This window comes from Agromyces protaetiae (genome assembly GCF_030866785.1).
Classification (GTDB): Bacteria; Actinomycetota; Actinomycetes; order Actinomycetales; family Microbacteriaceae; genus Agromyces; species Agromyces silvae.
This window is the reverse complement of sequence record NZ_CP133018.1, coordinates 2,598,075-2,611,678: the sequence shown is the minus strand read 5'-3', so window position 1 is coordinate 2,611,678 and position 13,604 is coordinate 2,598,075. Positions and strand designations below refer to the sequence as shown.

Below are 13,604 nucleotides of genomic sequence, written 5' to 3'. Positions count from 1 at the left end.
TCTATTCGATCAGACTTCTGCACTACCCTCGAACGGTGACCGAATCCGTCGATGTCCTGATCACGGCCGACCGGCTCCCCGTCTACGCTCACCCGGGCGATGCCGGTGCCGATCTCCACGCCGCCGAATCGCTGACGCTCGAGCCCGGTGAGCGCGCCACCGTCGGCACGGGCGTGTCGATCGCCCTCCCGGACGGGTACGTGGCGTTCGTCGTCCCGCGGTCCGGACTCGCCTTCAAGCACGGCATCACGATCGTGAACGCGCCGGGCACGGTCGACGCGGGGTACCGGGGCGAGATCAAGGTGGCCCTGCTGAACACGGACGCCCGCGAGGCCTATCGCATCGAGGCGGGCGACCGCATCGCGCAGGTCGTCGTCATGCCCGTGAGCCGCGCTCGCTTCGTCGAGGTCGAGCGCCTGCCCGGCAGCCACCGCGGCGAGGGCGGCTTCGGTTCGACGGGATTCGGCGAGCACAAGCAAGGAGTGAACGCATGAGCGACATCGAGACCGAGGGCGACGCCCCTGTCGACCACCCGAAGTCCGCACCCGAGGATCGCGCCACGGCCGGCCCGTTCGACGAGTCGGAGGCGAACCCGGTCCGTCCGTACGTCGACCTCGGCGGGGTGAAGGTCTTGCCCCGCGAGGGCCTCAACCTGCGCCTCGAGATCGAGGAGGGCAGCAAGCGCGTCGTCGCCGTGGGGCTCGACCTCGCGGGCTCCACGCTGCAGGTCCAGCCGTTCGCCGCGCCTCGTTCGAGCGGCTTGTGGCACGAGATCCGTGAGCAGATCGCCGGCCAGATCGCGAAGCAGGGCGGCACCACGACCGAGCGCGATGGGGCGTTCGGGCCCGAGCTGCTCGCGCAGATCCCGGTCGCCGGCACCGCCGACCAGGCCGCGCAGCTCCGTCAGGCCAGGTTCATCGGCGTCGACGGCCCTCGCTGGTTCCTCCGCGGCGTGATCGCCGGCAAGGCGGCCGTCGACCCCGAGGCCGCAGCGCAGGTCGAGGAGCTCTTCCGCTCCATCGTCGTGGTGCGTGGCAACACGCCGATGCCGCCGCGTGACCTCATTCCGCTGCGTATGCCCGCGACGTCGACCGGCGCAGCGATCGAATGAGCGCCGCACCGGGCGACGACGAGCGGGCGGATACCTCGGGCGAGGCGCCGACCGGTGCCGACGCCGGTCAGCCCGACCTGCGCACCGAGTTCGCGAAGCAGTTCGCCGCGGCGGCCGGGAAGAGCGGTCTCGGCGGGCTGGCCGGTGAAGAGCGGCTGACCGGTCGTGACGTGCTCACCGCCGTCGGCGGTGTGCGCGGCATCCTCGAGGCGCTGCTCCCGGGGTTCGTCTTCCTCGTCGTCTACTCGGTGCTCACGAGCTTCGCCGGCCAGGACGCACAGGCGGCGCTGGTGCCGTCGCTCGCCGCCTCGGTCGGGCTCGCGGTGCTCTTCACCATTGCCAGGATCGTGGCAAAGGGTCAGCCGACGCAGGCGATCGCGGGCCTGGTGGGCGTCCTGCTCTCGGCCGCGCTCGCGCTCTGGACCGGCGACGCCCGTGACAACTACGTGCTCGGGTTCTTCACGAACGCCGGCTACGCGCTGGCGCTGCTCGTCTCGTTGCTCGTCCGGTGGCCCGCGATCGGTCTCATCGTCGGGTTCCTGATGGGTGACGGCACGCACTGGCGCACCGACCGGCGAAAGGTTCGCCTCGCCCAGTTCCTGACGCTCGCGTGGATCGGGTTCTTCCTGCTTCGTCTCGTGGTCCAGGTCCCGCTGTACCTCGTCGACAACGTGCAGGCGCTCGGTCTCACGCGCCTGCTCATGGGTGTGCCTCTCTACGCATTGATGCTCGTGTTCACGTGGCTCATCGTGCGGGCGGCGTGGGCGCCGGCCCGTGCGGAACGGTGATACAGTTATCTCGACGTCGAGATAAATCCGGCCGGTTCGACATCCTCGGCCGGCGAGCGGGGCGGCTTAGGTAAGCCTTGCTGGATTCGTCCCGTGTCCGACGAGCATGATCGAGGTGTCGCCGGCCCGCCCGCGGCATCCGCGAAGGAGAGGACATCGTGTCTGCAGTGAACAGTTTCGGGGCGAAGGACACGCTCCAGGTCGGCGACGACTCGTATGAGATCTACCGCATCGACACCGTGCCCGGCCACGAGAAGCTGCCCTTCAGCCTGAAGGTGCTGCTCGAGAACCTGCTTCGCACCGAAGACGGCGCGAACGTCACCAAGGCGCAGATCGAGGCTCTCGGCTCCTGGGTTCCGAGCGCTGAGCCCGACACCGAGATCCAGTTCACGCCGGCGCGGGTCGTCATGCAGGACTTCACCGGTGTGCCCTGCATCGTCGACCTCGCGACCATGCGCGAGGCCGTGGTCGCCCTCGGCGGCGACCCGAACCGCATCAACCCGCTGTCGCCGGCCGAGATGGTCATCGACCACTCGGTCATCGCCGACCTGTTCGGCACGGAGAACGCGCTCGAACGCAATGTCGAGATCGAGTACGAGCGCAATGGCGAGCGGTACCAGTTCCTGCGCTGGGGGCAGACGGCGTTCGACGACTTCAAGGTCGTCCCGCCCGGCACGGGCATCGTGCACCAGGTCAACATCGAGCACCTCGCGAAGGTCATCTACGACCGTTCGGTCGACGGCGTCGTCCGCGCCTACCCCGATACCTGTGTCGGCACCGACTCGCACACCACGATGGTCAACGGCCTCGGCGTGCTCGGCTGGGGCGTCGGCGGCATCGAGGCCGAGGCGGCCATGCTCGGCCAGCCCGTGTCGATGCTCATCCCGAAGGTCGTCGGCTTCAAGCTCTCGGGCGAGATCCCCACGGGCGTGACCGCGACCGATGTCGTGCTCACGATCACCGACATGCTCCGCAAGCACGGCGTGGTCGGCAAGTTCGTCGAGTTCTACGGCTCGGGTGTGGCATCCGTGCCGCTCGCGAACCGCGCGACCATCGGCAACATGAGCCCCGAGTTCGGCTCGACCGCGGCGATCTTCCCGATCGACGACGTCACGGTCGACTACCTGCGGCTCACCGGGCGCAGCGCGCAGCAGCTCGCGCTCGTCGAGGCGTACGCGAAGGAGCAGAAGCTCTGGCACGACCCCGACACCGAGCCGTCGTTCTCCGAGTACCTCGAGCTCGACCTGTCGACCGTGGTGCCGTCCATCGCGGGGCCGAAGCGTCCGCAGGACCGCATCGTGCTCACGAACGCGAAGTCTCAGTTCGAGCACGACCTGACCAACTACACCGAGGTGTCGCACGACCTCGTCGACCTCGAGGTCTCCGAGTCCTTCCCGGCCTCCGACCCGCCGAGCAACACGCCCGGCGACGAGTACAACACCCACCTGCACCACCACCGCAGCCACGCGCCGAAGTCGGCCTCGAAGCCCACGCGGGTCGAGCTGGCCGACGGCAACGCGTACACGCTCGACCACGGCGCCGTGACCATCGCGGCGATCACCTCGTGCACCAACACCTCGAACCCGTCCGTCATGCTCGCGGCCGGCCTGCTGGCCCGCAACGCGGTCAAGAAGGGCCTGAAGGCCAAGCCGTGGGTCAAGACCACGCTGGCTCCCGGTTCGAAGGTCGTGACCGACTACTACGAGAAGGCCGGCCTCACGCAGGACCTCGAGGACCTCGGCTTCTACACCGTCGGCTACGGCTGCACCACGTGCATCGGCAACTCGGGGCCGCTCATCGAAGAGGTCTCCGCTGCGGTCAACGAGAGCGACCTCGCCGTGACCGCGGTGCTCTCGGGCAACCGCAACTTCGAGGGCCGCATCAACCCCGACGTGAAGATGAACTACCTCGCGAGCCCGCCGCTCGTGATCGCGTACTCGCTCGCCGGTTCGATGAACTTCGACTTCGAGACCGACGCGCTCGGCCAGGACAGCGACGGCAACGACGTCTTCCTCAAGGACATCTGGCCCGACGCCGCCGAGGTGCAGAAGACGATCGACGAGTCGATCAACGAGGACATGTTCACGAAGCAGTACGCGAGCGTGTTCGAGGGCGATGAGCGCTGGCGCACGCTGCCGACGCCGACCGGCGCCACGTTCGAGTGGGATGCGGAGTCGACCTACGTGCGGAAGCCCCCATACTTCGACGGCATGACGCTCGAGACTACGCCCGTCACCGACATCGCACGGGCACGCGTGCTGGCGAAGCTCGGCGACTCGGTCACGACCGACCACATCTCGCCCGCCGGCTCCATCAAGGCCGACAGCCCCGCCGGCCAGTACCTCACCGAGCACGGCGTCGACCGGAAGGACTTCAACTCCTACGGTTCGCGTCGCGGCAACCACGAGGTCATGATCCGGGGCACGTTCGCGAACATCCGCCTGAAGAACCAGCTCCTCGACGGCGTCGAGGGCGGGTACACGCGCGACTTCACGAAGGCCGACGCGCCCCAGTCGTTCATCTACGACGCGAGCCAGAACTACCAGGCTCAGGGCACGCCGCTCGTCATCTTCGGCGGCAAGGAGTACGGCTCGGGCTCGAGTCGCGACTGGGCCGCGAAGGGCACGAGCCTGCTCGGCGTGAAGGCCGTCATCACCGAGAGCTTCGAGCGCATCCACCGCTCGAACCTCATCGGCATGGGCGTCGTGCCGCTGCAGTTCCCCGCCGGCGAGTCGGCCGACTCGCTCGGCCTCGACGGCACCGAGATCGTCTCGATCACCGGCATCGAGCAGCTGAACTCCGGCGTCACGCCGCGCACGGTGCGTGTGGTCGCCGAGCCGAGCGAGCACTCGCCCGCGGGCAAGCAGACGGTCGAGTTCGACGCGGTCGTCCGCATCGACACCCCCGGTGAGGCGGACTACTACCGCAACGGTGGCATCCTGCAGTACGTGCTGCGCAGTCTGGTGGCCTAGTAGCACATCGAAACTGCCCGCGTCGAGGCATCCATGAAAAGGATGCCTCGGGCGGGCAGTTTCGTCGTTCGAACGATGCCCCCAGGGCGGGGCGCGTAGAATCGGGACGCACCGGCCGCAGCTCCCGGCGGCCCGGAAAGGTGGTATCCATGACCCTGCTCAGCTCGATCCGAGGTCCTCGAGACCTCGACGCGCTCACGCAGGAGCAGGTGGTCGACTTGGCCGCGGAGATCCGCGCCTACCTCGTGCAGAACGTGGCCAAGACGGGCGGCCATCTCGGTCCGAACCTCGGCGTGGTCGAGATGACGCTGGCGATCCACCGCGTGTTCGAGTCGCCGCGCGACTCGATCATCTTCGACACGGGGCACCAGTCCTACGTGCACAAGCTGCTGACCGGTCGCCAGGACTTCTCGACCCTCAGGCAGACCGGCGGACTGGCGGGCTACCCGCAGCGTTCCGAGTCCGAGCACGACATTGTCGAGAGCTCGCACGCGTCCAGCTCGCTCTCCTGGGCCGACGGCATCTCGAAGGCGTTCGAGATGACCGGGCAGCTCGACCGGCACGTCGTCGCCGTGGTCGGCGACGGCGCGCTCACCGGCGGCATGACGTGGGAGGCGCTCAACAACATCTCCGACGACAACAGCCGCAATCTCGTCATCGTGGTGAACGACAACGGCCGGTCGTACGCGCCGACGATCGGCGGCATGGCCCGCTTCCTCAACTCGGTCCGCACCAAGCAGTCGTACCGGACGCTGCACCAGTCGAGCCGGCAGGCGTTCGATCGGCTCGGCGGCCCGGCGCGGGCGTTCTACCGTGGCGTGCGTGGTGGCCTGCACGGCTTCCTCGCGAGGTTCACGAACAACGCGGCGCTGTACTCCAACCTCGACATCAAGTACGTCGGCCCGGTCGACGGTCACGACCTCCGGGCCATGGAAGAGGCGCTGCAGCAGGCGAAGCACTACGGCGCCCCCGTGATCGTGCACGCGATCACCGAGAAGGGCCGCGGGTACGAGCCCGCGCTGCGCGACGTCGCGGACCAGTTCCACGCGGTGGGGCAGATCGACCCCGAGACGGGGGAGTCGCTCGACACCTCGGCCGCCCCGTCCTGGACCGGCGTGTTCGCCGACGAGCTCGTGGCGCTCGCCGAGCGCGACGAGCGGCTGGTGGGCATCACGGCGGCGATGCTGCGGCCGACCGGCCTGCACCGCATGGCCGAGCGATTCCCGACGCGCGTGTTCGACGTGGGCATCGCCGAGCAGCACGCCGTCACCTCGGCGGCGGGGCTCGCCTTCGGCGGCCTGCATCCCGTCGTCGCCGTGTACGCGACGTTCATGAACCGGGCGTTCGACCAGGTCTTGATGGACGTCGCGCTGCACAAGGCGGGCGTGACGTTCGTGCTCGACCGGGCGGGCGTGACCGGTCCCGACGGTCCGAGCCACCATGGCGTCTGGGATCTCTCGATCCTGCAGGTGGTACCCGGCGTGCGCATCGCGGCGCCGCGCGACTCGGTGCGTCTCGCGGAGGAGCTCGCCGAAGCCGTGGCGGTCGACGACGGTCCCACCGTGCTGCGGTTCCCGAAGGGCAGCGTCGGCGTCGAGTACACCGCCGAGCGCCGCACGCCTGACGGCGTCGACGTGCTCGTGGAGGCCGCGCGCAAAGACGTCCTCATCGTGACGGTCGGCCCGATGGCCGGCATCGGGCTCGACGTCGCGCGACGGCTCGAGGCCCAGGGCATCGGTGCGACGGTCGTCGACCCGCGCTGGGTGGTGCCGGTGCCGAAGAGCGTCGTCGAGCTCGCGGCCGAGTACCGCATCGTCGTGAGCCTCGAAGACGGCATCCGGGTGGGTGGGGTCGGTACCCGGCTCCGTCAAGATCTGCGCGAGGCCGGCGTCGACACGGCCGTCACGGAGCTCGGCCTCCCCGATGAGTTCCTCGATCACGGCTCGCGCTCCGACATCCTCGAGCGGGTCGGGCTCACGCCGCAGCAGATCGCCCGCGACGTCACGGCCATGGTGCTCGGCAGCAAGCTCCCTCGTGCGCGCGGTGCCGGCCTCGAGACCGTGTCGAGCGACACCGGTTCGCACCCGCGTCTCTGAGGTCCCGTTCCGCGCCATTTCCGCGAGCGTTCCCCGCCTCTGCGCCACTTCTGTGTGCTCAGCGCCAGTCCTGCTGGCGCGGAGCTGCGCGAAGTGGCGCAGAGCCGGGGTCTTGGGCTACGCCTGCACGCCGCGGATCGGCGGGTGGTGGAACGTGTCGCCGAAGGCGCGTTCAGACGCGCCCACCCGGTCGAGGTACGGCGTGGCGCCGCCCGCCTGGAAGGGCCACCCCGCCCCGAGGATGAGGCAGAGGTCGATGTCCTCGGCCGCCGCGACGACGCCCTCGTCGAGCATCAGCTTGATCTCGCGGGCGAGTTCGTCCTCGACGCGCTGCAGGATCACCGACGGGTCGACCGGTGCCCTGCCGACCGTGATGGCCTTCTTGGCCTCCTTGGTGAACTCGGTCACCTTGCCGTGCTTGTCCTTCTCGACGACGGGGCCGGTGAGCCCGGCCAGCGCATGCAGGTTCTCCGAGCTGTAGAACCGTGCCGGGAACTCGCGCACCATGGTGTCCTGCACATGCGCGGCGACCGCCCAGCCCACGAGGTCGATGAGCTCGAAGGGCCCCATCGGCAGGCCGATCGGCGCCAGCGCCTGCTCGACGACCGGTACGGGCGTGCCTTCGTCGACCGCACGCGCCGCCTCGCCCATGACCTTCGCCAGCAGCCGGTTCACCACGAAGCCCGGGGCATCCGCCGTCAGCACCGCACTCTTCTTCAGCTTGGCCGCGACCGCGAACGCCGTCGCGAGCGTCTCGTCGTCCGTCGTGGGCGCCTTCACGATCTCGAGCAGCGGCATGACGGCGACCGGGTTGAAGAAGTGGAAGCCCACGACGCGCTCGGGGTGGGCGAGCTTCGCGCCGATCTGCTCGACCGAGAGCGACGAGGTGTTCGTCGCGAGGATCGCGGTCTCGGCGAGGTGCGGCTCGACCTCGGCGAACACCTGCTGTTTGACCGCGAGGTCCTCGAACACCGCCTCGATCACCCAATCGCAGTCGGCGAAGTCGGCCTTGTCGGTCGTGCCGGAGACGAGCGCACGCAGCCGGTTCGCCTCGTCGCCGTCGATGCGGCCCTTCTGCTCGAGCGTGCCGATCTCGTCGCGGATGTACGCGAGGCCCTTGTCGACGCGGGCCTGGTCGAGGTCGGTGATCACGACGGGCACCTGCAGGCGGCGCACGAATAGGAGCGCGAACTGGCTGGCCATGAGGCCTGCACCGATGATGCCGACCTTCGTCACCTTGCGGGCGAGCTCCTTGTCGGGCGCGCCGGCCGGCTTCTTCGCGCGCTTCTGCACGAGGTTGAAGGCGTAGATCGAGGCGTGGAACTGGTCACCCGAGATGAGGTCGGCGAGGACCTCGTCCTCGCGCTCGAACGCCTCGGCCTTGGTGCCGCTCTTGGCGGCCTTCAGCAGGTCGAGCGCCCGATAGGGCGCCTTCGCGACCGTGCCGATCTTCCCCTCGAGGCTCTTCCGCGCGATGCTGATCGCCACATCCCACTTGGCGAGCTTCTCGAGCTTGCCCGGGGCGTTCGGCCGCTTCACGGCGACCGAGCCGGTGAGCACGCCGTCGGCCCACGTGAGCGAGTCCTCGAGGAAGTTCACCGTCGGGAACATCGCGTCGGCCATGCCGAGCTCGTAGGCGTCCTTCGCCTTGAGCATGCGGTTGTTCTTCAGCGGGTTCTCGATGATCACGCGCAGCGCGTTCTCGATGCCGATCAGGTTCGGCAGCAGGTAGGCGCCGCCCCAGCCCGGGACGAGGCCGAGGAAGACCTCGGGCAGTGCGATGGCGGGCGCCGAGGCGTCGACGGTGCGGTAGTCGCAGTTCAGCGCGATCTCGGTGCCGCCGCCGAGTGCGAGTCCGTTGACGAAACAGAACGAGGGCACGCCCAGCTCGCCGAGCTTGCCGTAGACGTAGTGGCCGAGCTGGCCCATCTTGAGCGCGATCTCACGGCTCGTCAGCTCACCGACCTTCGACAGGTCGGCGCCGGCGGCGAGGAAGTACGGCTTGCCCGTGATGGCGACGGCGTCGATCTCGCCGGCGGACGCCCGCGTCGCAAGCTCGTCGAGCCGCTCGCCGAGCTCGAGCATCGTCACCGGACCCAGGGTCGACGGTCGCGTGTGGTCGCGCCCGTTGTCGAGCGTGATGAGGGCCAGCACGTTCCCAGAGGGCAGGCGGATGTCTCGCACATACGAGTGCGTCACCACCTCGTCGTCCTGGAATGCGGCCGTCAGCTCGGAGAAGTCGATCTTCGAGTAGTCGGTCATGTCGCTCAACGGCCCTTTCCGTAGCGCTTGTGGTGCGGGTTCTCCCAGATGACGCTGCCGCCCTGGCCCAGGCCGACGCACATGGCGGTCAGGCCGTAGCGCACCTCGGGGTGCTGCTCGAACTGCCGCGCGAGCTGCGTCATGAGCCGCACGCCGGAGGCGGCGAGCGGGTGCCCGATGGCGATCGCGCCGCCCCACTGGTTCACGCGCGGGTCTTCATCGTCGATGCCGAAGTGGTCGAGGAAGCTCAGCACCTGGACCGCGAACGCCTCGTTGAGCTCGAAGAGTCCGATGTCGTCGATCTTCAGGCCGGCCCGCTTCAAGGCCTTCTCGGTCGAGGGGATGGGGCCGATGCCCATGACCTCGGGCTGCACGCCGGCGAACCCGAAGCTCACCATGCGCATCTTCGTCGTGAGGCCGAGCTCCTTCACGGCGTCCGAACTGGCGAGGATGGCCGCGGTGGCGCCGTCGGTGAGCGGCGACGAGTTGCCGGCCGTGACCCGCCCGTGCGGGCGGAACGGCGTGCGCAGGTTGGCGAGGCCCTCCATCGAGGTCTCGGGCCGGCGCCCCTCGTCCTCGGTCGCGAGCCCCCAGCCGGCGTCGGTACGGATCGCGACGGGCACGAGGTCGGGCTGCAGCTGCCCGGCGTCGTACGCGGCCTGCACCTTGTGCTGGCTGCGCATGCCGAACCGGTCGCTGCGCTCCTTGGTGAGGCCGGGGAACCGGTCGTGCAGCCGCTCGGCCGTGCTGCCCATGTTGAGCGCGTCGCCGGCGACGAGCTTCTCCGTGAGGAAGCGGGGGTTCGGATCGGAGTCGCCCCCCATGGGGTGGCGGCCCATGTGCTCGACGCCGCCTGCGATGACGACGTCGTACTGGCCGAAGCCGATGCCCGAACCCGTCGTGGTGACGGCGGTCATCGCGCCCGCGCACATGCGGTCGATCGCGAAGCCCGGCACGCTCGTCGGCAGTCCAGCCAGGATGGCCGCGGTCCGGCCGAGGGTCAGGCCCTGGTCACCCGTCTGGGTGGTCGCCGCGATCGCGACGTCGTCGACGCGCGCTCCGGGGAGGTTGGGGTTGCGTTCGAGGAGCCCTGCGATGGTCTTCACCGCGAGGTCGTCGGCCCGGGTGTTCCAGTACATGCCCTTTTCGCCGGCTCGGCCGAACGGGGTGCGTACCCCGTCGACGAACACGACGTCAGTTCGTTCAGCCACGCTGCAGCTCCGTTTCGATCAGGATTGATTCGATCCTATGAATGCCGCTGAGCGCCGGGGAATCGCTTGACGGTTCCTACGAATTGGATGCGGAGGCGTCTTCGAGCGACTGTGCCGCTTCTACAAACGCGTCGGCGATTCTCTGTGCGGTCGCGTCAATCTGCCACGCACGTGCGCCGAGCGCCTGGAGTGCCTCGCCGATGCCGTGGGCCGAGGCATCCGCCGGTGGCTGCCAGGCGACGCGGCGCAGGTGATCCGGTGTCAGCAGGTTCTCCGTCGGCATCTGCAGGGTTTCGGCGACCTCCGTGACGGCCGCCTTCGCCAGTCGGAGCCGGGCGTCGGCGTCGGGGTGCCTGGCCGCCCACGCACGCGGGGGCGGGGGAGCGTCGCTCGGCACGCGGACCGCGGGCAGCTCGGTGTCGGCGAGCCCGGCTTCGATCGCCGCCCACCAGCGGTCGAGCTCGGATCGGCTTGCGCGCCCCGTGAACTCCTTGAGCTCGGCGAGCGCACGTTTGGTGCGCGGCAGGATCCGGGCGGCGGCGACGAGGGAGGCGTCGGGCACCAGCCGGCCGGGCGCGACGTCGAGCTCCGACGCGCGGGCGTCGCGGGTGTGCCAGAGCGAGCGCGCGACGGCGAGGTTCCTGCCGTGCCGGATCGCGTGGATGCCGGAGAGCCGACGCCACGGCTCGGCGGCCGGCGGCTTCGCCTCCTTCGTGCGCACGGCCTCGAACTCCTCGGCGGCGAGTGCCTGCTTGCCGGCCTCCGCGAGTCGGTCGGTGAGCGCATCGCGCACATCGACGAGGAGCTCCACATCGAGGGCGGCGTACGTGAGCCACGAGTCGGGCAGCGGGCGCGTCGACCAGTCGGCCGCGGAGTGCTCCTTCGCGAGCTTGACGCCCAGCAGTTCCTCGACGACCGAGGCGAGTCCGACCCTGGGCATGCCGAGGAGCCGTGCCGCGAGCTCGGTGTCGAAGATGCGGGCCGGGTCGAGGCCGACCTCGCGCAGGCACGCCAGGTCTTGACTGGCGGCGTGCAGCACCCACTCGACGTCCCGGATCTCGGATTCGAGCCGTGAGAACTCGGGGACCGTCGTGGGGTCGAAGAGGAACGTGCCGGCGCCGCGACGGTACATCTGGATCAGGTACGCGCGCTGGGAGTACCGGAACCCGCTCGCACGCTCGGCGTCGACCGCGATCGGGCCGTCGCCTGCGGCGAGCTGGGAGACGGCGTCCTCGTACGCCTCGGGCGTCTCGATCACCCGGAAATCAGTCACGGTTCCTCCGACGGGGCAGGGTCGCCACCCCTTCCGAACGGGGAGGGAGCCCGGCCAGCATGCACAACAGCTCGCCCCAGCCTTCCACATGCGGCGTGATGCGGGCGTCGAGCGGGGTCCACGACGCGCGCAGCTCGAGCTGCGCGCCGTCGCCGCGGTGAGCGAGTTCGCCGTACCCGGTCGAGAGCACCTTCGTCGCCGTGCCGCTCGCCGACACGTAGGCGGCGCCGAGCCCGTCGAGGGCGTCGACGAGCCATGACCAGGCGACGTCGGCGACGAACGGGTCGAGGCCGATGTCCGTCTCCAGCGGCGCCTGCGCGAAGCACACGACCCGGAATCGCCCGCCCCAGGCTTCGGGCTCCTCGGGGTCGTAGAGCAGCACGAACCGGCCGGTGCCGAGGTCCGAGTCGGCCGCGTGCCGGCTCGGCTCGACGTCCGCCGCGAGCGCGGCGGCGTACGGCGCGAGGGATCCGGGCGCCGGGATCTCGGTGACCCGGAGCTCGTCGCGGTGCACCGCGGCTCGCATCGACGCCAGCGCGGCTTCGAACTCGGGCGGTGCAGGAGGCTCTGGGTCGGACACGTTCGCAGACTAGAGTCTGCATCTGAGCGGGCGTCGACGGCACGCCGCGACGTGATCGAGCCGATGCGTTCGGCGGGGTGAAGGGGTGCTGATGGTTCGGCGAGGGCGCACGACGCGGTCGACCGCCGCGATCCTGCTCGGGTCGATCGTCCTCCTTGGCGGGATCGCGGCGAGCGTGGTGGCCGCGATCGCCGTGTTCTTCGCGCGCAAGGTCGTCACGCCGGTCGGCCGGCGCGAGGAGGACCTCGGCATCGGACGCGTCGACCTGGCGGGCGGCGAGGTCGAGCTGTACGGCGACGAGGTCGACCTCGCGGGCAGGTACGGGCTGTGGTTCGAGCGCGATTCGGGCCACGCGCGCATCGGGGAGGTGGTCGCGGTCGGATCGCGTTCGGCCAGGCGTCGCATCGAGGGCGTGGACTTCGGCCGGCTCGACCGGGCGCGTCGTGGTCGCCTCGACGGGTGGTTCTACCTCGGCCCGTGGGAGTTCGGACGCAGCTACGAGAACGTCGTGGTCACGACGCCGCTCGGCCCCGCCCCGGCCTGGTATGTGCCGAGCGAGACACCGACCTCGCGCTGGGTGATCCAGGTGCACGGACGCGGCGCGAAGCGCGGCGAGACCCTGCGGGCGTTGCCTGCGGCGTACGACCGCGGGTGGGACTCGCTCGTCATCTCCTACCGGAACGACGGGGAGGCTCCCGCGAGCGTGGACCGGCGGTACGGCCTCGGCGGCACCGAGTGGGAGGACGTCGAGGCGGCGGTGCGCTTCGCGCGCGAGCGCGGCGCCGAGGAGATCGTGATCATGGGCTGGTCGATGGGCGGCGCGATCACGTTGCAGGCGGTGCTGCGGTCGGCGGCGGTCCGGGAGAACCTGGTCGGGCTCATCCTCGAGTCGCCCGCGATCGACTGGGTCGACATCCTGCACTTCCAGGGCACGCTCTACGGCCTGCCGGCTGAGGTGAGCTCGATGGTCACACGGCTGCTGAGCGCGCCGCTCGCGGTGACCGTGACCGGCATCGCCGCGCCCATCGACCTGCACAGCCTCGACGCGGTCGCGCGCGCCGAGGAGTTCGACGTGCCGATCCTGCTGCTGGCGAGCGAGGACGACGGCTTCGTGCCGATCGAGGGCGCCCGCCGGTTCGCCGCGGCGCGCCCCGATCTGGTCCAGTTCGAGGTCTTCACGGGTGCACGCCACGTGAAGCTGTGGAATCACGACCCGGAGCGGTGGACGCGTCTCATCGAGGGATGGCTCGCCCGTCGCGCGGTCGACGGCGCGATCGACCACGACGAGGACCAGATCGCGGGCTGACGCTC

Annotated in this window: 10 protein-coding genes; 6 read left to right on the top strand and 4 right to left on the bottom strand. The window is 69.9% G+C overall.

Translation table 11 applies throughout. The features are described from left to right. Positions 1-35: 35 nt before the first annotated feature. The 5 genes from dut to dxs all read left to right on the top strand — a co-directional run bounded on the left by dut (position 36) and on the right by dxs (position 6,967). Complete coding sequence (gene dut / locus QU602_RS12030; protein ID WP_308796695.1) at positions 36-494, top strand: dUTP diphosphatase; 459 nt, start codon at positions 36-38, stop codon at positions 492-494. Next, positions 491-1,111, top strand: coding sequence for a DUF3710 domain-containing protein (locus tag QU602_RS12025; RefSeq protein WP_308796694.1), 621 nt, complete (start codon positions 491-493; stop codon positions 1,109-1,111). Before dut ends, QU602_RS12025 begins: the two co-directional genes overlap by 4 nt. Next, positions 1,108-1,899, top strand: coding sequence for a DUF3159 domain-containing protein (locus QU602_RS12020; protein ID WP_308796693.1), 792 nt, complete (start codon positions 1,108-1,110; stop codon positions 1,897-1,899). The genes QU602_RS12025 and QU602_RS12020 overlap by 4 nt, the downstream gene beginning before the upstream one ends. A 158-nt stretch (positions 1,900-2,057) precedes the next feature. Further along, positions 2,058-4,871, top strand: a complete 2,814-nt coding sequence (acnA, locus tag QU602_RS12015; RefSeq protein WP_308796692.1) for an aconitate hydratase AcnA — start codon at positions 2,058-2,060, stop codon at positions 4,869-4,871. A 149-nt stretch (positions 4,872-5,020) separates the two neighbouring features. Next, positions 5,021-6,967 (top strand): 1-deoxy-D-xylulose-5-phosphate synthase, encoded by a 1,947-nt coding sequence (gene dxs / locus QU602_RS12010; protein WP_308796691.1) that lies wholly within the window; start codon positions 5,021-5,023, stop codon positions 6,965-6,967. Positions 6,968-7,084: 117 nt separating this feature from the next. On the opposite strand, the gene QU602_RS12005 is transcribed toward dxs, so the two are convergent. The 4 genes from QU602_RS12005 to QU602_RS11990 form a co-directional block, all read right to left on the bottom strand. Beyond that, positions 7,085-9,229 carry a 3-hydroxyacyl-CoA dehydrogenase NAD-binding domain-containing protein gene (locus QU602_RS12005; RefSeq protein ID WP_308800164.1) on the bottom strand — a complete coding sequence of 715 codons (2,145 nt, stop codon included), beginning with the start codon at positions 9,227-9,229 and terminating at the stop codon, positions 7,085-7,087. Positions 9,230-9,234: 5 nt separating this feature from the next. After that, positions 9,235-10,440 carry a thiolase family protein gene (locus QU602_RS12000; RefSeq protein ID WP_308796690.1) on the bottom strand — a complete coding sequence of 402 codons (1,206 nt, stop codon included), beginning with the start codon at positions 10,438-10,440 and terminating at the stop codon, positions 9,235-9,237. Positions 10,441-10,516: 76 nt separating this feature from the next. Then, positions 10,517-11,713 (bottom strand): ribonuclease D, encoded by a 1,197-nt coding sequence (locus QU602_RS11995; protein ID WP_308796689.1) that lies wholly within the window; start codon positions 11,711-11,713, stop codon positions 10,517-10,519. Next, positions 11,706-12,239: a DUF3000 family protein gene (locus QU602_RS11990; RefSeq protein WP_373692932.1), complete on the bottom strand. Its 534-nt coding sequence runs from the start codon at positions 12,237-12,239 to the stop codon at positions 11,706-11,708. Before QU602_RS11990 ends, QU602_RS11995 begins: the two co-directional genes overlap by 8 nt. Before the next feature lie 145 nt (positions 12,240-12,384). On the opposite strand from QU602_RS11990, the gene QU602_RS11985 reads away from it, so the two are divergent. Continuing rightward, positions 12,385-13,599, top strand: a complete 1,215-nt coding sequence (locus tag QU602_RS11985; protein WP_308796687.1) for an alpha/beta hydrolase family protein — start codon at positions 12,385-12,387, stop codon at positions 13,597-13,599. The last annotated feature ends 5 nt before the right edge of the window (positions 13,600-13,604 follow it).